At 56.5% G+C, this 22,139-nt stretch carries 22 protein-coding genes; 12 read left to right on the top strand and 10 right to left on the bottom strand.

Annotation, left to right across the window (positions count from 1 at the left end; all coding sequences use genetic code 11):
• Positions 1–21: 21 nt before the first annotated feature.
• The gene (argS, locus tag HMPREF3143_RS12390; protein ID WP_070533229.1) at positions 22–1,755 is read right to left on the bottom strand and encodes an arginine--tRNA ligase; all 1,734 of its coding nucleotides are present in this window, start codon (positions 1,753–1,755) and stop codon (positions 22–24) included.
• Between the two features lie 239 nt (positions 1,756–1,994).
• Here argS and HMPREF3143_RS12385 point away from each other — a divergent pair, with 239 nt between their 5' ends.
• On the top strand, positions 1,995–2,564 hold the full coding sequence (locus HMPREF3143_RS12385; protein WP_070533228.1) for a VOC family protein: 570 nt from the start codon (positions 1,995–1,997) through the stop codon (positions 2,562–2,564).
• Between the two features lie 69 nt (positions 2,565–2,633).
• Complete coding sequence (gene cutC, locus HMPREF3143_RS12380; protein ID WP_070533267.1) at positions 2,634–3,377, top strand: copper homeostasis protein CutC; 744 nt, start codon at positions 2,634–2,636, stop codon at positions 3,375–3,377.
• A gap of 175 nt (positions 3,378–3,552) precedes the next feature.
• On the opposite strand, the gene cmoB is transcribed toward cutC, so the two are convergent.
• The 5 genes from cmoB to HMPREF3143_RS12355 are packed head-to-tail and all read right to left on the bottom strand — an operon-like array spanning position 3,553 to position 7,133.
• Positions 3,553–4,524 carry a tRNA 5-methoxyuridine(34)/uridine 5-oxyacetic acid(34) synthase CmoB gene (gene cmoB / locus HMPREF3143_RS12375; RefSeq protein WP_025912287.1) on the bottom strand — a complete coding sequence of 324 codons (972 nt, stop codon included), beginning with the start codon at positions 4,522–4,524 and terminating at the stop codon, positions 3,553–3,555.
• Complete coding sequence (cmoA, locus tag HMPREF3143_RS12370; RefSeq protein ID WP_023325522.1) at positions 4,521–5,264, bottom strand: carboxy-S-adenosyl-L-methionine synthase CmoA; 744 nt, start codon at positions 5,262–5,264, stop codon at positions 4,521–4,523. Before cmoA ends, cmoB begins: the two co-directional genes overlap by 4 nt.
• Before the next feature lie 40 nt (positions 5,265–5,304).
• Complete coding sequence (locus tag HMPREF3143_RS12365; protein WP_021240443.1) at positions 5,305–5,700, bottom strand: MAPEG family protein; 396 nt, start codon at positions 5,698–5,700, stop codon at positions 5,305–5,307.
• A 51-nt stretch (positions 5,701–5,751) separates the two neighbouring features.
• Entirely contained in the window at positions 5,752–6,570 is an 819-nt protein-coding gene (locus HMPREF3143_RS12360) for a DUF72 domain-containing protein (RefSeq protein ID WP_070533225.1), read from the bottom strand.
• Positions 6,567–7,133, bottom strand: a complete 567-nt coding sequence (locus tag HMPREF3143_RS12355; RefSeq protein ID WP_070533223.1) for a hydrolase — start codon at positions 7,131–7,133, stop codon at positions 6,567–6,569. Before HMPREF3143_RS12355 ends, HMPREF3143_RS12360 begins: the two co-directional genes overlap by 4 nt.
• A gap of 263 nt (positions 7,134–7,396) precedes the next feature.
• On the opposite strand from HMPREF3143_RS12355, the gene aspS reads away from it, so the two are divergent.
• From aspS to ruvB, 6 genes are all read left to right on the top strand, one after another.
• The gene (aspS, locus tag HMPREF3143_RS12350; RefSeq protein WP_070533221.1) at positions 7,397–9,169 is read left to right on the top strand and encodes an aspartate--tRNA ligase; all 1,773 of its coding nucleotides are present in this window, start codon (positions 7,397–7,399) and stop codon (positions 9,167–9,169) included.
• 1 nt (position 9,170) lies between these two features.
• Positions 9,171–9,614 carry a dihydroneopterin triphosphate diphosphatase gene (nudB, locus tag HMPREF3143_RS12345; RefSeq protein ID WP_008500446.1) on the top strand — a complete coding sequence of 148 codons (444 nt, stop codon included), beginning with the start codon at positions 9,171–9,173 and terminating at the stop codon, positions 9,612–9,614.
• Positions 9,615–9,641: 27 nt separating this feature from the next.
• The gene (locus tag HMPREF3143_RS12340; protein ID WP_008500447.1) at positions 9,642–10,382 is read left to right on the top strand and encodes a YebC/PmpR family DNA-binding transcriptional regulator; all 741 of its coding nucleotides are present in this window, start codon (positions 9,642–9,644) and stop codon (positions 10,380–10,382) included.
• Positions 10,383–10,416: 34 nt separating this feature from the next.
• Positions 10,417–10,938 (top strand): crossover junction endodeoxyribonuclease RuvC, encoded by a 522-nt coding sequence (gene ruvC, locus HMPREF3143_RS12335; protein ID WP_070533219.1) that lies wholly within the window; start codon positions 10,417–10,419, stop codon positions 10,936–10,938.
• A gap of 80 nt (positions 10,939–11,018) precedes the next feature.
• The gene (ruvA, locus tag HMPREF3143_RS12330) at positions 11,019–11,633 is read left to right on the top strand and encodes a Holliday junction branch migration protein RuvA (protein WP_008500448.1); all 615 of its coding nucleotides are present in this window, start codon (positions 11,019–11,021) and stop codon (positions 11,631–11,633) included.
• An 8-nt stretch (positions 11,634–11,641) separates the two neighbouring features.
• A complete protein-coding gene (gene ruvB / locus HMPREF3143_RS12325) occupies positions 11,642–12,652 on the top strand; it encodes a Holliday junction branch migration DNA helicase RuvB (RefSeq protein ID WP_008500449.1) in 1,011 nt (336 codons plus the stop codon).
• 52 nt (positions 12,653–12,704) lie between these two features.
• Here ruvB and znuB read toward each other — a convergent pair whose 3' ends face one another.
• The gene (gene znuB / locus HMPREF3143_RS12320) at positions 12,705–13,490 is read right to left on the bottom strand and encodes a zinc ABC transporter permease subunit ZnuB (RefSeq protein ID WP_021240439.1); all 786 of its coding nucleotides are present in this window, start codon (positions 13,488–13,490) and stop codon (positions 12,705–12,707) included.
• Positions 13,487–14,242 carry a zinc ABC transporter ATP-binding protein ZnuC gene (znuC, locus tag HMPREF3143_RS12315; protein WP_008500451.1) on the bottom strand — a complete coding sequence of 252 codons (756 nt, stop codon included), beginning with the start codon at positions 14,240–14,242 and terminating at the stop codon, positions 13,487–13,489. Before znuC ends, znuB begins: the two co-directional genes overlap by 4 nt.
• A 77-nt stretch (positions 14,243–14,319) precedes the next feature.
• Here znuC and znuA point away from each other — a divergent pair, with 77 nt between their 5' ends.
• The 3 genes from znuA (at position 14,320) to lpxM (ending at position 17,691) form a co-directional block, all read left to right on the top strand.
• Positions 14,320–15,264, top strand: coding sequence for a zinc ABC transporter substrate-binding protein ZnuA (gene znuA, locus HMPREF3143_RS12310; protein WP_025910050.1), 945 nt, complete (start codon positions 14,320–14,322; stop codon positions 15,262–15,264).
• Positions 15,265–15,279: 15 nt separating this feature from the next.
• Entirely contained in the window at positions 15,280–16,599 is a 1,320-nt protein-coding gene (gene mepM / locus HMPREF3143_RS12305; RefSeq protein WP_008500453.1) for a murein DD-endopeptidase MepM, read from the top strand.
• A gap of 120 nt (positions 16,600–16,719) precedes the next feature.
• The gene (gene lpxM, locus HMPREF3143_RS12300; protein ID WP_008500454.1) at positions 16,720–17,691 is read left to right on the top strand and encodes a lauroyl-Kdo(2)-lipid IV(A) myristoyltransferase; all 972 of its coding nucleotides are present in this window, start codon (positions 16,720–16,722) and stop codon (positions 17,689–17,691) included.
• A gap of 45 nt (positions 17,692–17,736) precedes the next feature.
• On the opposite strand, the gene pyk is transcribed toward lpxM, so the two are convergent.
• Together pyk and HMPREF3143_RS12290 are read right to left on the bottom strand one after the other, a co-directional pair.
• Complete coding sequence (gene pyk, locus HMPREF3143_RS12295) at positions 17,737–19,179, bottom strand: pyruvate kinase (protein ID WP_008500455.1); 1,443 nt, start codon at positions 19,177–19,179, stop codon at positions 17,737–17,739.
• A 137-nt stretch (positions 19,180–19,316) separates the two neighbouring features.
• Positions 19,317–20,186: a MurR/RpiR family transcriptional regulator gene (locus HMPREF3143_RS12290; RefSeq protein WP_008500456.1), complete on the bottom strand. Its 870-nt coding sequence runs from the start codon at positions 20,184–20,186 to the stop codon at positions 19,317–19,319.
• Between the two features lie 356 nt (positions 20,187–20,542).
• Between HMPREF3143_RS12290 and zwf the strand changes: the two genes are divergently transcribed.
• Positions 20,543–22,018, top strand: a complete 1,476-nt coding sequence (gene zwf / locus HMPREF3143_RS12285) for a glucose-6-phosphate dehydrogenase (RefSeq protein ID WP_008500457.1) — start codon at positions 20,543–20,545, stop codon at positions 22,016–22,018.
• The last annotated feature ends 121 nt before the right edge of the window (positions 22,019–22,139 follow it).

Raw genomic sequence — 22,139 nt, 5'->3', positions numbered from 1 at the left:
GCGATTGCCGGGTTTTTTGTATTACATACGTTCTACGGTTTCAATACCCAGAGTATCCAGACCCAGCTTCAGGGTCTTCGCCGTCAGCTGCGCCAGCTTCAGGCGGCTGTTGCGGACCGATTCATTCTCCGCAGAGAGAATAGGGCAGTGTTCGTAGAAGCCGGAGAACAGACCCGCCAGATCGTACAGGTAAGCACACATTACGTGCGGCGTGCCGTCACGCGCGACCACGGTCAGCGTCTCTTCGAACTGCAGCAGACGCGCCGCCAGCTGCGCTTCACGATCTTCCGTGATGGTTACGGTGGCATTCGCCAGCACGCTTTCGTCGATATTGGCTTTGCGGAAGACCGACAGCACGCGGGTATAAGCGTACTGCATGTATGGCGCGGTGTTGCCTTCAAACGCCAGCATGTTATCCCAGTCGAAGATGTAGTCGGTGGTACGGTTCTTGGAGAGATCCGCGTATTTCACCGCACCGATACCCACGGCGTTCGCCAGTTTTTCCAGCTCGTCGGCCGGCATGTCCGGATTCTTCTCGGCCACCAGACGACGGGCGCGTTCCAGCGCTTCGTCCAGCAGGTCGGAGAGCTTCACGGTCCCGCCCGCGCGGGTTTTGAACGGCTTGCCGTCTTTACCCAGCATCATGCCGAACATGTGGTGTTCCAGCGGAACGCTGTCCGGTACGTAACCGGCTTTACGCACGATGGTCCACGCCTGCATCAGGTGCTGGTGCTGACGGGAGTCGATGTAGTACAGCACGCGGTCGGCGTGCAGCGTTTCATAACGGTATTTCGCACAGGCGATATCGGTCGTGGTGTAGAGGTAGCCGCCATCCTTTTTCTGGATGATCACGCCCATCGGTTCGCCTTCCTTGTTTTTGTACTCATCAAGGAACACCACCGTTGCGCCTTCGCTCTCAACCGCCAGGTTTTTCGCTTTCAGGTCCGCCACAATGCTGGGCAGCATTGGGTTGTACAGGCTTTCACCCATCACGTCGTCACGGGTCAGGGTGACGTTCAGACGGTTATAGGTAAGCTGGTTCTGAGACATGGTGATGTCAACCAGCTTGCGCCACATCTCGAGGAAGTATTGATCGCCGCCCTGCAGTTTTACCACGTAGCTGCGCGCGCGCTCGGCAAAGGCTTCATCTTCGTCATAGTGCTTTTTGGCTTCGCGATAGAACCCTTCCAGGTCCGCCAGCGCCATTTCGCCCGCGTTTTCCTGCTGCTGTTTTTCCAGGTAAGCAATCAGCATCCCGAACTGGGTACCCCAGTCGCCCACGTGGTTCGCGCGGATCACCTTGTGACCGAGGAACTCGAGCGTACGCACCGCGGCATCACCGATGATGGTGGAGCGCAGGTGGCCAACGTGCATCTCTTTCGCCACGTTCGGGGCAGAGTAGTCGATCACGACGGTCTGCGCTTCCGGCTGGGAAACACCCAGACGGTCAGATTTCAGCGCCGCGTCAACGTGGCTTGCCAGGAAGGCAGGCTCAAGGAAGATGTTGATAAAGCCCGGGCCGGCGATTTCGGTTTTGCTGGCAATGCCGGCGAGATCCAGATGCGTCAGTAACTGCTCAGCGAGCTGTCGCGGCGGCATGCCCAGTTTTTTAGCCACTGCCATCACGCCATTAGCCTGATAGTCGCCAAACTGTACTTTTGCTGACTGACGAACCTGCGGTTCGCAATCCGCAGGCGCGCCTGCGGCAATCAGTGCCTGACTGACTTTTTCGGAGAGAAGAGCCTGAATATTCACCTGGATACCTTACTTTTTTGATGCGGGCTCACAACCACCCGCGCCAGTTAGAGAATTTAGGGCGGGAGTATACTGCAAATGCCTTCTGCCGTCAGCATCGCGGGGCCTGAAGATCGCTCAGAATCCAGGCTAAGAAGGTGTGCATAAACATGCAGTCGTAAAAAGCCGGATTCTGCGGTTGGTCAAAACAGAGCAACAGAGTAAATTAGCGGCTTTGCGACACGAAAAGAGAGTGATTTATGGCGAACTGGCAATCCATTGACGAACTGCATGATATTTCCGCAGATTTACCGCGCTTCACCCAGGCGTTCACAGAACTTGCCACCCGTCTCGGCCTGGATATTGCGCCGCTCGAGGCCGATCACATCTCTTTGCGCTGCCATCAGAATGATACCGCAGAGCGCTGGCGTCGCGGATTTGAACAGTGCGGCGAGTTACTGTCCGAGAATATCATTAACGGTCGCCCCATCTGCCTGTTCAGGCTGCGTGAGCCGGTGAACGTGGCCCACTGGCAATTCACCGTGGTTGAACTGCCGTGGCCGGGCGAGAAGCGCTATCCGCACGAAGGGTGGGAGCACATTGAGATTGTCCTGCCGGGCGAGCCGGAGACATTAAACGCGCGTGCGCTGGCCCTGTTAGCTGACGAAGGCTTAAGCCAGCCGGGGATTTTTGTGAAGACCAGTTCACCCAAAGGTGAGCGCGAGCGATTACCGAATCCGACGCTGGCCGTCACGGACGGGCAGGTCACGGTGAAGTTTCATCCCTGGACCATTGAGCAGATCGTTGCCAGTGAGGCGCAAGAGATGTGAGTTCCCGCCGGGACTGAAAGCGGACGGCATGTCATGATGGTGCGTTTGGTGGAATTTAAGGAGGATTACATGGCGCTGCTGGAGATTTGCTGTTACAGCGTGGAGTGTGCCGTCACCGCGCAAAATTACGGGGCTGACCGCATTGAACTGTGTGCGGCACCCAAAGAGGGCGGGCTGACGCCTTCTTACGGTGTGCTGAGGGCCGCCCGTCAGGCCGTCACCATTCCCGTTCACCCGATTATTCGTCCACGCGGCGGTGATTTTTGTTACACGGCGGGCGAGTTCGGTGCCATGCTTGATGATATCGCCCTCGTGCGCGACCTGGGGTTCCCCGGGCTGGTCACCGGCCTGCTGGATGAAGACGGCAATATCGACCTCCCGCGCATGCGTCAGGTCATGAGCGCCGCGCAGGGGCTCGCCGTCACTTTTCATCGCGCATTTGATATGTGTAAAGATCCGCTTCAGGCCTTTGAAACGCTTGGAGAACTCGGCGTGGCGCGCATTCTGACATCGGGTCAACAGCCGTCCGCTGAAAAAGGACTGCAATTAATTACGGAACTAAAAGCACATTCCGGTGTTCCAATAATAATGGCGGGTGCGGGAGTCCGTGCCAGCAATCTGGAACGGTTTTTAAACGCCGGGGTAGAAGAGCTGCACAGCTCGGCAGGCAAATGGATGCCGTCACCCATGCGTTATCGCAATACAGGATTGTCAATGTCGACGGATGCTGAAGCGGATGAGTATTCACGCTACGGCGTAGAGGGAGAGTCGGTTGCGGAAATGAAGTCGCTGATTGAGCGCCATCACGTGTAGCAACGTACCGATTTTTACCGCGCATCATGTCGCCCAATATGATGCTTGCTTGTACCAGGCCCCTGCAATTTCAACAGGGGCCTTTTTTTCGCCTGCGCCCGGTAGCGCTTCGCTTACCGGACCTGGAAAATCGGGAGTAGGCCGGGTAAGGCGCAGCCGCCACCCGGCTAACAGGCTACGGCTTCGTCGCAATCAACACCGCTCGCATCGGGGCCGGATAGCCTTCAATGGTTTTGCTGTGATCGGCCGGGTCGAGGAACTGCTCCAGCGATTCGGTGATCATCCACTCGGTCCGGCGCTGCTCTTCGATAGAGGTCACGCTGACATCGGCAATCCGCACATCCACAAATCCGCACTTCTCCAGCCAGTTCTTCAGCGCCAGCGCGGAAGGGATGAAGTAAACGTTGCGCATCTGCGCGTAGCGATCGCCCGGTACCAGAACGGCATGTTCATCGCCTTCGATCACCAGCGTTTCCAGCACCAGCTCGCCGCCGCTGACCAGCTGATCTTTCAGTTGCCACAGGTGCTCCAGTGGGGAACGGCGGTGATACAACACGCCCATGGAGAACACGGTATCAAAGGCTTTCAGTGCGGGCAGCTGCTCAATACCCAGCGGCAGCAAATGCGCGCGCTGGTCGTTACCCAGCAGCTTACGTACCGCTTCAAACTGACACAGGAACAGCTGCATCGGGTCGATACCGACCACCAGATGCGCGCCCGCGCCAATCATGCGCCACATGTGATAGCCGCTACCGCAGCCCACGTCCAGAATGGTGCGCCCGGTCAGGTCGGAAAGGTGCGGCAGAACGCGATCCCATTTCCAGTCTGAGCGCCATTCGGTATTGATGTTCACGCCGTACAGCGAGAACGGCCCTTTACGCCACGGCATCAGGTTGCGCATCAGCGTTTCGATACGGTTGATCTGCCCTGGCGGAAGCGGTTCTTCACTCTCTGCAGTGACGCTGTGCAGGAGATCCAGACGATGCGGGGTCAGTTCCGGCAGAAACTCCACCGCATTTGACCACTGCTTTAACAGACCGTGCTGCTGATCCCGCTGCCAGGCGGCAATCTGCGCAGGCAGCGTCTCCAGCCAGTGGGAGAGGTGATTTTTGGCAATCAGCTGATAGAAGTTGCTGAACTCGATCATGCGGGTTTCCCCGCTTTCAGCGCCACCAGAGACCCAAAGTTGAAGCACTGGAACCACAGTTCGCTATGCTCAAATCCGGCCTGACGCAGGCGCGCCTTGTGGGTTTCTACGGAGTCCGTCAGCATCACGTTTTCGAGCATGCTGCGCTTCTGGCTGATCTCCAGCTCGCTGTAGCCGTTCGCCCGTTTGAAATCGTGGTGCATATTGAACAGCAGCTCGCCAACCTCGGCATCTTCAAAGCTGAATTTCTCCGAGAGCACCAGCGCGCCGCCAGGATTCAGCCCCTGATAGATTTTGTCCAGCAGCAGCTGGCGGTCTTCCGGCACCAGGAACTGCAGCGTGAAATTCAGCACCACCATCGAGGCGTTTTGGATCTCGATCTCACGGATATCGCCTTCCACCACGTCAACCGGAACAGGGGCCTTGTAGGCGTCAATATGGCGACGGCAGCGTTCCACCATGGCCGGAGAGTTATCCACGGCAATGATTCGGCAGCCTTCGTGATGAACGTTACGACGTACCGACAGCGTTGCCGCGCCGAGCGAGCAGCCCAGGTCATAGACCTGCGTGCCGGGTTGAACGAAGCGCTCAGCCAGCATGCCGATCATAGAGATAATATTGGAATAACCGGGAACAGAGCGCTGGATCATATCCGGGAAGACTTCGGCTACCCGTTCATCGAAGGTCCAGTCGCCCAGGCTGGCGATAGGCGCGGAAAAAAGCGTGTCGCGATCTGACATAACGTAAAAATCCGGGAAAAATAAAGTGGCGTATTGTGCGCTAATGGAGGGAGAAAACCAACTCCCACGGCATATACCACAGGTTAGCCAGCACCATCAGCAAAAGCGAACACCAGGTTGCACTCATGCCGGAACGACGCCAGCGGATTAAGCGGTGGTGAAAGCCGTAATAATGCATCAGGCGGCCAGCGATAAGCAGCAGGCCACAGATGTGCACCATCCAGGTTTCTGCGCCATTCATCTCCATAAACAGCAGCAGGATGAGGGCCGCGGGGATGTATTCGACCGCATTGCCGTGAATGCGGATAGCGCTTTGCAGCTCGGAAAAGCCGCCGTCACCGTAAGAAACGCGGTAAAGCGTTCTGAGGCGCACAACGTCAAATGAAAACTTAATCAGCAGTAATGCACCTAACACCGCGTACAGCGCGCTGACCATACAAACTCCCTGTTTTTGGCAGATGGCACTTCCCTATGATAGGGGGTGATATCAGAAAAGAGAAGATTGTTGTGGGATGGAAGGGGCGCTGCCCACGGACGGCACCGCAGCCTGCAAGGCCTGCCACAGAGCATCGACCAGTTCGGGGGCCTGGGCAATATCCGGCGTGTGCAAAAAGAGATACGGCGTGGTGGTGTGTTCCCACGAGGCCAGTTTTTCCAGCCAGACGGCGAACATCGCCTGGTTTTGCGGCATGTTATCGCTGCCGATAAACCTGACCATTGGGTTTTGCGCGGTCACGATGGCGTGGACCGGCACTTTCGGTTTTTTACGCTGAGCTTCAACGATGGCCTCGTTATGCGGTATCGCGCTGTGCACCGGACGGCTATCGAGGATCACACGGTTAACTGAACGCTCAAGCAGGCCGCGGTTGAGCGCTTTTTCCGCTTCGCCTTTCGCAAAGAAGTCCTGATGTCGAACCTCCACGCCGTAGGTAAATTCCCGGGGCAGGGCATCCAGGAACTGCCAGAGCGTAGGCAGGTCGCGCGGAGCAAACGTGGCCGGAAGCTGCAGCCAGTACTGCCCGATGCGGTTTGCCAGAGGCGCCATCCGGTCAAAGAATTCGTCGGTCAACTCACCGCAGTTTCGCAGCGCGGCCTGATGGGAAATCGTAGCCGGAAACTTGAAGCAGAAGCGAAAGTCGTCGGTTGTTTGCTCCCGCCAGCGCGCAACAATCTCGGCTTTAGGGAGCGCATACAGGGTGGTATTACCCTCGACGCAGTTGAAGTGTCGGGCATACTCCTCAAGGCTGGTGATGCCCAGACGCACCCATTTCGGGTGCGACCACTGGGGCAGGCCCACATACATCATAACGCGCTAAGGATCTCGTCCGTGCTGCGCACGCGACCGATGCGCGGGAAGATGTGCGTCATGCTGCCCTGGTGCTGTTCCGCCGAGGCCGCGCTACACGAATCTTCGGCAATCACCAGATTAAAGCCCAGCTCCCACGCGTTGCGGGCAGTCGACTCCACGCCGATATTGGTGGAAATGCCGCACAGGATGATCGTGTCAATGCCGCGACGGCGGAGCTGCAGTTCGAGATCGGTCCCGTAGAAGGCGCCCCACTGACGTTTGGTCACTTCGATGTCGCCGTCGCGTTTGCCGAGCGAGACCGGGTACGTCCACCAGTTTTCCGGCAGGGCGCGGGCGGGAGTCTGCGCATCAACGGGCTGTTTTAACGCTTCTGCGTAATCCGCAGACCAGCCGACGCGCACCATGACAACCGGGGCACCGCTGGCACGGCATTTTTCCGCCAGGCGGGCGGCGCGGCTGACCACATCGTCCGCGGTATGCGGGCCACCGGCGAAGGGCAAAATGCCTTCCTGTAAATCAATCACCACAAGCGCGGTTTTGCTGGCATCAAGGGTTAACATCGTTACTCCCGTTAAATGAATCACTTCCACACACCATACGACGCGATGGCCTGTTATTGGTCGCATAATTTTGTTAATTTTTGTGAGAATGCGCAATAAGAGTGCAGCAAACGACCGCCTGGCCGTGGTTCGCTCTTATCGTCCGGCGGAATTTCCAGTATAATAGCCGCCTTTTTTCATCCAGTTGTGACATACAGAAAGCTGCGACATAGTAGCCTGCATACCAGGCGACATTTAGCCTGCGGCTAATTAAGGGATATCTCATGCGTACAGAATATTGCGGGCAGCTGCGTCAGTCCCACGTCGGACAGCAGGTCACCCTGTGTGGTTGGGTCAATCGTCGTCGTGATCTTGGTAGCCTTATCTTCATCGATATGCGCGACCGCGAAGGTATCGTTCAGGTGTTCTTCGATCCGGATCGTGCAGATGCGTTGAAGCTGGCCTCTGAGCTGCGTAATGAGTTCTGCATTCAGGTCACCGGCACCGTGCGTGCGCGTGACGAGAAAAACGTTAACGCCGACATGGCGACGGGTGCCATTGAAGTGCTGGCGTCCGATCTGACGATCATCAACCGTGCTGAAGCGCTGCCGCTGGACTCCAACCACGTCAACACTGAAGAAGCGCGTCTGAAATACCGCTATCTGGATCTGCGTCGCCCGGAAATGGCTCAGCGCCTGAAAACCCGTGCGAAAATCACCAGCCTGGTGCGTCGCTTTATGGATGACCACGGTTTCCTCGATATCGAAACCCCGATGCTGACCAAAGCCACGCCGGAAGGCGCGCGCGATTACCTGGTGCCATCCCGCGTTCATAAAGGCAAATTCTACGCGCTGCCGCAGTCTCCACAGCTGTTCAAACAGCTGCTGATGATGTCCGGCTTCGATCGCTACTATCAGATCGTGAAATGCTTCCGCGACGAAGACCTGCGTGCTGACCGCCAGCCTGAATTTACCCAGATCGATGTGGAAACCTCCTTCATGACCGCCGAGCAGGTGCGTGAAGTGATGGAAGCCCTGGTGCGTAGCCTGTGGAATGACGTGAAAGGCGTTGAGCTGGGTGATTTCCCAATCATGACCTTCGCGGAAGCCGAGCGTCGCTATGGCTCTGACAAACCCGACCTGCGTAACCCGATGGAGCTGGTGGACGTAGCTGATCTGGTTAAAAACGTGGAGTTCGCGGTCTTCGCGGGTCCGGCTAACGACGCCAAAGGCCGCGTGGCCGCGCTGCGTGTGCCGGGCGGAGCGGCTCTGAGCCGTAAGCAGATCGACGACTACGGCAACTTCATCAAGATCTACGGCGCGAAAGGTCTGGCCTATATTAAAGTGACCGAGCGTGCGAAAGGTCTGGAAGGTATTACAAGCCCGGTTGCGAAATTCCTGAACGCGGACATCGTGGAAGCGATCCTGGAGCGCACCGGCGCGCAGGACGGCGACATGATCTTCTTCGGTGCAGATAACAAGAAAGTCGTTGCGGATGCGATGGGCGCGCTGCGTCTGAAGCTCGGTAAAGACCTGAATCTGACCGACGAGAGCAAATGGGCGCCGCTGTGGGTTATCGACTTCCCAATGTTTGAAGACGACGGTGAAGGCGGCCTGACCGCGATGCACCACCCGTTCACCTCGCCGAAAGACATGACGGCCGCCGAGCTGAAAGCGGCACCGGAAGAGGCCGTCGCCAACGCCTACGATATGGTCATCAACGGCTACGAAGTGGGCGGTGGTTCCGTGCGTATTCACAGCGGTGAAATGCAGCAGACCGTGTTCGGCATCCTGGGCATCAACGAGCAGGAGCAGCGCGAGAAATTGGGCTTCCTGCTGGACGCGCTGAAATACGGTACGCCTCCGCACGCGGGTCTGGCCTTCGGTCTTGACCGTCTGACCATGCTGCTGACCGGCACCGATAACATCCGTGATGTTATCGCTTTCCCGAAAACTACTGCTGCAGCGTGTCTGATGACCGAAGCGCCAAGCTTTGCCAACCCGGCCGCACTGGCTGAGCTGGGCATTGAGGTGGTGAAGAAGGAAGAGAAAAACTGATATGACATATAAGCTCCCCGTTTCGGTCCTGGTGGTCATTTATGCAGAAGACACGAAGCGGGTGCTGATGTTGCAGCGGCGCGACGACCCTGAATTCTGGCAGTCGGTTACCGGCAGTCTGGAAGAGGGGGAAACCGCGCCGCAGGCCGCCGCGCGTGAAGTAAAGGAAGAGGTCGCCATTGACGTTGCCCGCGAGCAACTGACCCTGAAGGACTGTCAGCGCACGGTGGAGTTCGAAATTTTTAGCCATTTACGTCATCGCTACGCGCCGGGTACCGAGCGCAATACGGAATCGTGGTTCTGTCTCGCGCTCCCCCATGAACGGGAGATCGTGTTCACGGAACACCTGACCTACCGCTGGGTGAATGCGGCGGATGCCGCCGCACTGACCAAGTCGTGGAGCAACCGGCAGGCGATTGAAGAATTTGTAATTAACGCTGCCTGAAAAGGCGCGCTCTTTGAGGATATTTTTATGGCAGGTCATAGTAAGTGGGCCAACACCAAACACCGCAAAGCGGCACAGGATGCCAAGCGCGGTAAGATCTTTACCAAAATCATTCGCGAGCTGGTGACGGCAGCGCGTCTGGGCGGCGGCGATCCGGCCTCTAACCCACGTCTGCGTGCAGCGGTGGATAAAGCGCTGTCTAACAACATGACGCGTGACACCCTGAACCGTGCTATCGCACGTGGCGTGGGCGGTGATGAAGACGCGAACATGGAAACCATCATTTATGAAGGTTACGGTCCTGGCGGTACGGCGGTGATGGTTGAGTGCCTGTCCGACAACCGTAACCGTACCGTTGCGGAAGTGCGCCACGCGTTCACCAAAACCGGTGGCAACCTGGGCACTGACGGTTCTGTTGCTTACCTGTTCAGCAAAAAAGGCGTCATCTCCTTCGAGAAAGGCGACGAAGATGCGATCATGGAAGCGGCGCTGGAAGCCGGTGCGGAAGACGTAGTGACCTTCGACGACGGCGCTATCGACGTTTATACCGCCTGGGAAGAGATGGGTGCCGTGCGCGATGCGCTGGAAGCGGCGGGCCTGAAAGCGGACAACGCTGAAGTCTCCATGATCCCGTCCACCAAAGCGGACATGGATGCAGAAACGGCACCAAAACTGCTGCGTCTGATCGACATGCTCGAAGACTGCGACGACGTGCAGGAAGTGTACCACAACGGTGAAATCTCTGATGAGGTTGCAGCGACTCTCTGATGAGAGCGTGTAAATCCGTTACAGGAGACGCGTGATGTCGATTATTCTCGGGATTGACCCAGGCTCACGCGTCACTGGTTATGGCGTTATCCGTCAGGTGGGACGCCAGTTAACCTACCTGGGCAGTGGCTGTATTCGCACCAAAGTGGACGATCTGCCGTCGCGCCTGAAGCTCATCTATGCGGGCGTGTCGGAGATCATCACCCAGTTTCAGCCGGACTATTTCGCCATCGAGCAGGTCTTTATGGCGAAAAACGCCGATTCGGCGCTAAAGCTCGGTCAGGCGCGCGGGGTGGCCATTGTCGCTGCGGTGAACCAGGATTTGCCGGTATTCGAATACGCGGCAAGGCAGGTTAAGCAGACGGTGGTGGGCATCGGTAGCGCGGAGAAAAGTCAGGTGCAGCACATGGTGCGGACCCTGCCCAAGCTCCCTGCGAACCCGCAGGCCGACGCCGCCGATGCGCTGGCGATTGCGATTACCCACTGTCACGTCAGCCAGAACGCGATGCAAATGAGCGAATCGCGGCTCAATCTGGCGCGAGGCAGGTTACGATAATGACAAATCAGGCTGGATGTTTATCCAGCCTTTTTTTATTATGTCGGCAGTTAATTTCTTCCAGAACGCAGGAGCGTCACGTGATAGGCAGACTCAGAGGCATCATCATTGAAAAACAACCCCCGTTAGTGCTGCTGGAAGTGGGTGGCGTGGGCTATGAAGTCCATATGCCGATGACCTGCTTCTACGAGCTGCCGGACGCGGGCAAAGAGGCGATTGTCTTTACCCAGTTTGTGGTGCGTGAAGATGCTCAGCTGCTGTACGGCTTCAACAACAAACAGGAACGCACCCTGTTCCGCGAGCTGATTAAAACCAACGGCGTCGGGCCGAAGCTGGCGCTGGCGATCTTATCCGGCATGTCTGCACCACAGTTTGTGAATGCCGTTGAGCGTGAAGATCCTGCGGCGCTGATTAAGCTTCCTGGCATTGGTAAGAAAACGGCAGAGCGCCTGATTGTCGAGATGAAAGACCGCTTTAAAGGCCTGCATGGCGATCTCTTCACGCCGGCGGCCGATCTGGTGCTGACCTCGCCAGGCGCGCCTGCGGCGGATGATGACGCGGAGCAGGAAGCGGTTGCCGCGCTGGTGGCACTGGGCTATAAACCTCAGGAGGCCAGCCGTATGGTGAGCAAAATTGCCAAACCGGACGCCAGCAGTGAAACCCTGATTCGTGAAGCGCTGCGCGCTGCATTGTGAGGTAAAGGATGATTGAAGCAGACCGCCTGGTTTCGGCAGGCACTGTTCAGGCAGAGGATGTGGTGGATCGCGCGATTCGCCCAAAACTGCTTGATGAGTACATTGGCCAGCCGCAGGTTCGTTCCCAGATGGAGATTTTTATCCAGGCGGCAAAGCTGCGCGGCGATGCGCTCGATCACCTGCTGATTTTTGGCCCTCCGGGGTTGGGCAAAACCACGCTGGCGAACATCGTTGCTAATGAAATGGGCGTGAACCTGCGCACCACCTCCGGCCCGGTGCTGGAGAAGGCGGGCGATTTGGCGGCCATGCTGACCAACCTCGAACCGCATGACGTGCTGTTTATCGATGAGATCCACCGTCTGTCACCGGTGGTGGAAGAGGTGCTCTATCCGGCGATGGAAGATTATCAGCTGGATATCATGATTGGTGAAGGTCCGGCGGCACGCTCCATCAAAATCGATCTGCCGCCGTTTACCCTGATTGGCGCAACAACGCGAGCCGGGTCGTTGACCTCTCCACTGCGCGACCGCTTCGGTATCGTGCAGCGTCTGGAGTTTTACCAGGTGGCCGACCTCCAGCACATCGTTGGCCGCAGCGCCCGCTATATGGGGCTGGAGATGAGCGAAGAGGGGGCGTTTGAAGTGGCGAAGCGTTCCCGCGGTACGCCGCGTATTGCCAACCGCCTGCTGCGCCGCGTGCGTGACTTTGCTGAGGTGAAGCACAACGGTTCGATCTCCGCAGAGATCGCCGCGCAGGCGCTGGATATGCTGAACGTCGATGCAGAAGGTTTTGACTACATGGACCGCAAGCTGCTGCTGGCGGTGCTGGACAAGTTCTTTGGTGGCCCGGTCGGGCTGGATAACCTGGCGGCGGCAATCGGGGAAGAGCGTGAAACCATTGAGGATGTGCTTGAACCGTATCTGATCCAGCAGGGCTTCCTGCAGCGTACCCCGCGTGGGCGTATGGCCACGGTGCGGGCGTGGAATCATTTCGGCATTACGCCACCGGCAATGCCGTAAGCAGCGATAATTTATAGCCCCGGTAAGCGAAGCGCCACCGGGGACATACCCGCTACTGTGCGGTCTTCTTCATCATACTGAAGATAAACAGCACCGCCGCACTCAGCACCACGGACGGCCCCGCAGGCGTGTCATAGAACGCCGAGAAGGTTAGCCCACCCGTTACCGCAATCATCCCGATAATTACGGCGACACCGGCCATCTGCTCCGGCGTACGGGCAAAACGACGCGCCGTAGCCGCAGGGATGATCAGCAGCGACGTAATAATCAGCGCGCCGACAAACTTCATCGCCACGCCAATGGTTAACGCCGTTACCAGCATCAGCAGCAGCTTAACGCGCTGCAGCTTCACGCCATCGACGAACGCCAGATCGGGGCTGACGGTCATCGCCAGCAGGTTACGCCACTGCCAGAGCAGAATCCCGAGCACCACCACAACGCCAATGGCGATAGCGATGAGATCGTCAGGCGTGACGGCTAGCAGGTCACCGAACAGGTAGGCCATCAGATCCACGCGGATATTGGACATCAGGCTGACCACCACCAGACCCAGCGACAGGGCGCTGTGCGCCATGATGCCAAGCAGCGTATCAATGGCGAGGTGAGGGCGTTTTTCCAGCCAGACCAGACCGGCCGCCAGCAGCAGCGTGACCACAATCACCGCATAGAACGGGTTGACGTTCAGCAGCAGGCCAAAAGCCACGCCCAGCAGGGACGCGTGCGCCAGGGTATCGCCGAAGTAAGACATTCTGCGCCACACCACAAACGAGCCGAGTGGACCCGCGGCGCAGGCAAGCATAATCCCGGCCAGCCAGCCGGGCAGTAACAGTTCAATCATGAGTGTCCATTTCCCCGACGCAGAACGATTCGTCCCTGCAAATCATGGCGGTGATTATGATGATGGCGATAGATGCCGAGCTGTTCAGCGCCGCGAGGGCCGAACATGGAGATAAATTCCGGGTGCATGGAGACCACTTCAGGCGTGCCGGAGCAGCAGATATGGTGGTTGAGACACAGCACTTCATCAGTTTTTGCCATCACCAGATGCAGGTCGTGGGATACCATCAGTACCGCGCAGTTCAGTTCCTGACGCAGCTGGTCAATAAGATCGTACAGCGCGACCTGGCCGTTGACGTCTACACCCTGAGTCGGCTCATCCAGCACCAGCAGCTGCGGGCTGCTGAGCAACGCACGGGCAAGTAATACGCGCTGCGTTTCACCGCCGGACAGTTTTTGCAGCGGCGCATCGACAAGATGGCCTGCCTGCACGCGCTTCAGCGCCGGGAGAATATCGGCTTTACGCGTGCCGGGGCGCAGGCGAAGGAAACGGCTCACCGTCAGCGGCAGCGTGGCGTCAAGGTGAAGCTTTTGCGGCACATAGCCGATACGCAATTTTTCCTCACGCTTGATCACGCCTTCATCGGGTGCGACCAGACCCAGCACCACGCGAACCAGGGTGGATTTGCCTGCGCCATTGGGGCCGAGCAGCGTCAGAATTTTGCCGGGCTTCAGATCGAGCGACACGTCAGAAAGGACGCGGCGCTGGCCAAATGAGACCGAAATATTTTCAAGAGAAACCAATGTCGTCATGTCATTTTAAGCTTGAAGAAGTCAACGAATGTTATAATATCACATTCCACGCATTCACTACGATGATTAGTCGCATTATGTTACATAAAAATACGCTTCTTTTCGCAGCATTATCCGCTGCCCTTTGGGGCACAACCGCACAAGATGTTAACGCTGCGGTTGTCGCTTCGCTTAAACCTCTCGGGTTTATCGCGTCAGCCATTGCTGACGGGGTAACAGAAACTCAGGTTCTGCTCCCGGATGGTGCATCCGAGCATGACTACTCCCTGCGCCCTTCAGACGTAAAACGCTTACAAAACGCGGACTTAGTTGTCTGGATTGGTCCGGAAATGGAAGCGTTTATGCAGAAGTCAGCAAAACAGGTGGCGGGCGAAAAACAGGTTGCGATTGCCGCCCTCCCAGGCGTGAAACCGTTACTCATGAAAGGGACGGATGACGACGGCGATGAACATGACCATCATGCTGCCGACGGTGAAAAAGGTGATGGAGATCACCATCACGGCGAGTACAACATGCATCTTTGGTTATCCCCAGAGATAGCGCGGCTTTCAGCGGTTGCAATCCATGACAAATTAGTGGAACTTATGCCGCAAAGTCGAGCCAAACTAGACGCCAACCTGAAAGATTTTGAGGCACAATTAGCCGCAACCGATAAGCAGGTAGGTAATGAGCTCGCACCGTTGAAAGGAAAAGGGTATTTCGTTTTTCATGACGCCTACGGCTATTACGAAAAACACTACGGTTTGACCCCACTGGGGCACTTTACCGTCAACCCTGAAATTCAACCTGGTGCGCAGCGTTTACATGAAATCAGAACACAGCTGGTTGAGCAAAAAGCGACATGCGTTTTTGCTGAGCCACAGTTCAGGCCAGCGGTCGTAGAAGCCGTGGCCAGGGGGACATCCGTGCGCATGGGGACCCTTGACCCGCTAGGAACGAATATCCAGTTGAGCAAAGCGAGCTATTCGCAGTTCCTCAGCCAACTGGCGAACCAGTATGCGAGCTGCCTGAAAGGAGATTAACGAGGAAGTGAATACGTGCAACAGATAGCCCGCTCTGTCGCCCTGGCATTTAACAATCTGCCTCGACCCCACCGCGTCATGCTGGGGTCGCTTACAGTACTCACCTTAGCGGTCGCCGTCTGGCGGCCCTATGTTTACCACCCGAGTTCTGCCCCTATCATCAAAACCATCGAGCTTGAAAAGAGCGAAATCCGCTCTTTGCTGCCTGAAGCCAGTGAGCCTATCGACCAGTCGGCTCAGGAAGATGAAGCCATTCCACAGGATGAACTGGACGATAAAACCGAGAACGAAGCGGGTATCCACGAATATGTAGTTTCTACCGGGGACACGCTGAGCAGCGTGCTGAACCAGTACGGCATCGACATGGGCAATATCAGCCAGCTGGCGGCGGCAGATAAAGATCTTCGCAACCTGAAAATTGGGCAACAGCTCTCCTGGACGTTAACGGCCGATGGCGATCTCCAGCGTCTGACCTGGGAAATGTCCCGCCGTGAAACCCGCACCTACGATCGCACGGCAACCGGTTTCAAAATGACCAGCGAAATGCAGAAGGGCGACTGGGTCAACAGCGTTCTCAAAGGCACCGTGGGCGCAAGCTTTGTCTCCAGCGCGCGCGACGCAGGGTTGACCAGCGCTGAAATCAGTTCGGTGATCAAAGCCATGCAGTGGCAGATGGATTTCCGCAAGCTGAAAAAAGGCGATGAGTTTTCCGTCCTGATGTCCCGCGAAATGCTGGACGGCAAGCGCGAGCAAAGCCAGCTGCTGGGCGTGCGTCTGCGCTCCGAGGGCAAAGATTACTACGCGATCCGTGCCGAAGACGGCAAGTTCTACGACCGCACCGGTACGGGCCTTGCAAAGGGCTTCCTGCGCTTCCCGACGGCGAAACAGTTCCGCGTCTCCTCCAACTTTAACCCGCGTCGTCTGAACCCGGTCACCGGACGCGTCGCACCGCACCGTGGCGTTGATTTTGCTATGCCGCAGGGCACACCGGTACTCGCGGTTGGGGATGGCGAAGTGGTGGTGGCCAAACGTAGCGGCGCAGCCGGATATTATGTTGCGGTACGACATGGTCGCACGTATACGACCCGCTATATGCACCTGCGTAAGCTGCTGGTTAAACCAGGACAGAAGGTGAAGCGTGGTGACCGCATTGCGATCTCCGGTAATACCGGTCGCTCTACCGGCCCGCACCTGCACTACGAAGTGTGGATCAACCAGCAAGCCGTGAACCCGCTGACGGCAAAACTGCCGCGCACCGAAGGCCTGACGGGTAAAGATCGTACGGATTACCTGGCGCAGGTGAAAGAGGTGTTGCCGCAGCTGAGCTTAGACTAAGCCCTCTGTTTTCGTTAAAAAAGCCGGCGCACCCTGACGCCGGCTTTTTCTTTTGTGCGCGGACGACTGCCTCGCTACACTATCTGAATTAATTTTGCGTCATCAGACCCTGGATCCAGCATGGAAACCCAAAAAAACAATATTGAATACATTCCTGAGTTTGAAAAATCCTTCCGCCATCCGCGCAACTGGGGCGCCTGGCTCGGTGTCTACGCCTTTGCGGGGATAGCGTTGCTGCCGGCTTCCGTCCGCGATCCTGTTCTGGGTAAAATTGGCCGTCTTGCCGGGCGCTTAGGCAAGAGTGCCCGCCGTCGCGCGCAGATCAATCTCTATTACTGTTTTCCTGAAAAGAGCGACGCCGAGCGCGAGGCAATCATTGATGAGATGTATACCACCGCACCGCAGGCCATGGCGATGATGGCGGAGCTGGCGCTGAAAGGGCCGGAGAAAATTGTCGATCGCGTTGACTGGAAAGGGCTGGATATCATTGAGGAGATGCGTCGCAATGACGAGAAAGTCATTTTCCTTGTCCCACACGGCTGGGGCGTTGATATTCCGGCGATGCTGATGGCCTCTCAGGGCCAGAAGATGGCGGCAATGTTCCATAACCAGGGCAATAAAATCTTCGATTTTGTCTGGAATACGGTGCGTCGTCGTTTTGGCGGACGCCTGCATGCGCGCAACGATGGCATTAAGCCTTTCATTCAGTCGGTACGCCAGGGGTACTGGGGCTACTATTTGCCGGATCAGGACCACGGCCCCGAGCACAGCGAGTTTGTCGATTTCTTTGCGACCTATAAAGCGACGCTCCCTGCGATTGGCCGCCTGATGAAAGTGTGTCGTGCCCGCGTGATCCCGCTGTTCCCGGTCTATGATGGTAAAACGCATCGCCTGAGCATTGAGGTTCGTCCGCCGATGGACGATCTGCTGACCGCTGACGACCACACCATTGCCCGTCGGATGAACGAAGAGGTGGAGATCCTGGTAGGGCCGCATGCCGAGCAATACACGTGGATCCTGAAGCTGCTTAAAACGCGTAAGCCGGGTGAAAAAGAGCCGTATAAACGCAAAGAGCTTTATCCAACGAAATAAAAAAAGCCCTCTCCATCTGGAGAGGGCTTTTTAACAGAGACGTTATTACTCGACGGTCATAACGCGCGTGGTGTTGGTTGAGCCGATGGTGCTCATCACATCGCCCTGGGTCACAATGACGATATCACCAGAGACCAGATAGCCTTTGTCGCGCAGCAGGTTTACGGCATCGTGCGCCGCGGCCACGCCGTCATTGGTGCTGTCGAAGTGTACCGGCGTCACGCCGCGGTACAGCGCCGTCAGGTTCAGCGTACGTTCGTGACGGGACATGGCGAAGATCGGCAGACCCGAGCTGATACGAGAGGTCATTAGCGCGGTGCGGCCAGATTCGGTCATAGTGATGATCGCGGTAACGCCCTTCAGATGGTTTGCCGCATACATTGCAGACATCGCAATCGCTTCTTCAACGTTGTCGAACTGCACGTCCAGACGGTGTTTAGAGACGTTGATGCTTGGGATCTTTTCAGCACCCAGGCAAACACGTGCCATGGCGGCCACGGTTTCTGCCGGATACTGGCCCGCAGCGGTTTCCGCAGAGAGCATTACCGCATCGGTACCGTCCAGCACGGCGTTGGCCACGTCCATCACTTCTGCACGGGTTGGCATCGGGTTGGTGATCATCGATTCCATCATCTGAGTGGCGGTAATCACCGCGCGGTTCAGCTGACGTGCGCGACGAATCAGGGCTTTCTGAATCCCCACCAGCTCAGGGTCGCCGATTTCCACACCCAGGTCGCCACGCGCAACCATCACCACGTCAGAGGCAAGGATAACGTCGTCCATAGCATCCTGATCGCAAACGGCTTCCGCACGCTCAACTTTGGCGACGATTTTGGCATCGCAGCCTGCATCACGCGCCAGACGACGCGCATAGTTAAGATCTTCGCCGCAGCGCGGGAAGGAGACAGCCAGGTAGTCAACACCGATCAGCGCAGCAGTCACAATATCCGCTTTATCTTTATCAGTAAGCGCTTCCGCAGAGAGGCCGCCGCCCAGCTTGTTGATGCCTTTATTGTTGGAGAGTGGGCCGCCGACGGTGACTTCGGTGAACACTTTCATGCCCTGAACTTCCAGCACTTTCAGCTGTACGCGACCGTCGTCAAGCAGCAGGATATCGCCAGGTACGACGTCAGCCGGGAGGCCTTTATAGTCGATACCGACTTTCTCTTTATCGCCTTCGCCTTTGCCCAGGTTGGCATCCAGCAGGAATTTGTCGCCGATATTGAGGAAAACTTTACCCTCTTTAAAGGTCGAAACGCGGATTTTTGGACCCTGCAAATCGCCGAGGATCGCAACGTGACGGCCCAGTTTAGCTGCGATTTCACGCACTTTATCGGCACGTAATTTATGGTCTTCTGGCGTACCGTGAGAGAAGTTCATACGCACCACGTTGGCGCCAGCGGCGATAATTTTCTCGAGATTATTATCGCGATCGGTGGCCGGGCCTAAGGTGGTTACGATCTTGGTTCTGCGAAGCCTTCTGGACATGTAATACTCCGTTGACTGAAACAACTTTGGTGTTGCGTGAACATTGAATCGGCCTTCATCTGCTGCAAGGCAGTGGAGAGGGGACCGAATGCCGTAAATCGTTACTTCGTCATTATTCGTGACGTCTTCGTTATCAACTATCGAACATCGCTCTTTATAAGCAATTCTTTATCAAAACGCGATTCCTTCAGCGCTTCCTTGACCCGCTTCAAGTTATCCCGGAATTTTGCCCCCCGGCGTAAGGTAAAACCGGTCGCCAGCACGTCAATCACGGTGAGCTGGGCCAGTCGGGAGACCATTGGCATATAAATGTCGGTGTCTTCCGGCACGTCGAGAGTGATCGCCAGCGTCGCCTCACGGGCCAGCGGTGTGCCCGCCGTGGTCAGCGCAATCACCATGGCATCGTTTTCACGGGCCAGCTGCGCCAGTTCTACCTGACTCTTAGTGCGGCCAGTATGCGAAATCAGTACCACGACGTCATCTTCACTGCAATTCATACAGCTCATGCGTTGCAGGACAATGTCATCGGAATAAATCACCGGGACGTTAAAGCGGAAAAATTTGTTCATGGCGTCATGCGCGACGGCCGCCGACGACCCGAGCCCAAAGAAGGCAATTCGCTTGGCCTGGGTGAGTAAATCCACTGCGCGATTCACGGAACTCATGTCCAGAGACTGACGGACGTGGTCAAGCGAAGCCATGGCCGACTCAAAAATTTTCGCGGTATAGGCATCAACGCTGTCGTCTTCATCCACATTACGATTAACATAAGGGGTGCCGTTAGCCAGACTTTGTGCCAGATGCAGTTTAAAATCAGGAAAGCCGCGCGTTTCCAGGCTGCGGCAGAAGCGATTGACCGTGGGTTCGCTAACACCCGCTTCCTGTGCCAGAGCGGCGATGCTTGAATGAATCGCCTGAGCGGGAGAGGCGAGAATGACCTCGGCCACTTTTCGCTCGGATTTGCTAAGGTGTTCCAGTTGAAACTGGATTTTTTCCAGCATGTTCATGTTAACAGGACGCTCATGGGTGTAAACGATTTCATTAATTGATGAAATCGTGATTCGATTTAGCCGATATTACCCCTGTGGCTTCCATTAAGGGTAACAATCGACGAGATAATGTTGTTGTTTTTTTTCATTACTTGATCGATGTCGGGTTTTGCTATGACCCTGTTGCGCAAAGAAACGACGGTTGTTGCGTCATTAAGCCGTCGAAATCATCCGATGGGTGAAAAATCGCGGTATCGCACGCGACGATAAGCGCTAATGGTTTCGGGAATGACGTAAAAGCAGTACAGTGCATTGTAATAAAATTACAACGATACCTGGCAGAAGTACCAGGTGATCCAACTGAGGAGAATGACATGGCGGTAACGCAAACAGCCCAGGCATGTGACCTGGTCATTTTCGGCGCGAAAGGCGATCTTGCACGCCGAAAATTGCTGCCTTCCCTGTATCAACTGGAGAAAGCGGGCCAAATTCATCCGGATACGCGTATCCTGGGTGTTGGGCGCGCCGACTGGGACAAGGACGCTTATACCAAAGTCGTCCGCGAGGCGCTCGAAACTTTCATGAAGGAAAAAATTGATGAAAGTTTGTGGGATACCCTGAGCGGTCGTCTCGATTTCTGCAACCTTGACGTGAATGACGTCAGCGCATTCGCTCGCTTGGGCGCGATGCTGGATCAGAAAAACCGTGTCACCATTAACTATTTCGCCATGCCGCCAAGCACCTTCGGCGCCATCTGCAAAGGCCTGGGCGAAGCCAAACTGAACGCCAAACCGGCGCGCGTCGTGATGGAGAAGCCGTTGGGTACGTCCCTGGCAACCTCGCGTGAAATCAACGACCAGGTGGGCGAGTTCTTTGAAGAGTGCCAGGTCTACCGTATTGACCACTATCTCGGTAAAGAGACGGTGCTGAACCTGCTGGCGCTGCGTTTTGCTAACTCCCTGTTTGTGAACAACTGGGACAACCGCACCATCGACCACGTGGAAATCACCGTGGCGGAAGAGGTGGGGATTGAAGGCCGCTGGGGTTACTTTGACCAGGCCGGTCAGATGCGCGACATGATCCAGAACCACCTGCTGCAGATTTTGTGCATGATTGCCATGTCTCCTCCGTCTGATCTGACGGCGGACAGCATCCGTGACGCCAAAGTGAAAGTGCTGAAGTCGCTGCGCCGCATCGACCGCTCCAACGTGCGCGAGAAGACCGTTCGCGGCCAGTACACCGCCGGGTTTGCGCAAGGTAAAAAAGTGCCTGGCTACCTGGAAGAAGAGGGCGCGAACAAGTCCAGCAACACCGAGACGTTCGTGGCCATCCGCGTGGACATCGACGACTGGCGCTGGGCGGGGGTTCCGTTCTACCTGCGCACCGGTAAGCGTCTGCCTGCGAAATGTTCCGAAGTGGTTGTCTACTTTAAGAACCCGGAACTGAACCTGTTCAAAGAGTCCTGGCAGGAGCTGCCGCAGAACAAACTGACCATTCGTCTGCAGCCGGACGAGGGCGTGGACATCCAGATCCTCAACAAAGTGCCGGGCCTGGATCACAAACACAACCTGCAGACCACCAAGCTGGATCTGAGCTACTCCGAAACCTTCAACCAGACGCACCTGGCCGATGCTTACGAGCGTCTGCTGCTGGAAACCATGCGCGGTATCCAGGCGCTGTTCGTGCGTCGCGATGAGGTGGAAGAGGCGTGGAAATGGGTCGACTCCATCACCGAAGCCTGGGCTGCCGATCAGGATGCGCCAAAACCGTATCAGGCGGGCACATGGGGACCTGTCGCGTCGGTGGCAATGATCACCCGTGATGGCCGCTCCTGGAACGAGTTTGAGTAAGATAATCCGCTAGCCCGAAAGTGTTATTTTACCGGTAACATGATCTAACACAGCTCGTGGCACAATTTTCAACTTTTAAGCTCCGCGTGGATTCACCCGCGGAGCTTTTTTTATTACACTG

This window comes from Enterobacter sp. HMSC16D10, assembly GCF_001807145.1.
Classification (GTDB): domain Bacteria; phylum Pseudomonadota; class Gammaproteobacteria; order Enterobacterales; family Enterobacteriaceae; genus Enterobacter; species Enterobacter roggenkampii.
This window is presented reverse-complemented; position numbering and strand designations above follow the sequence as displayed.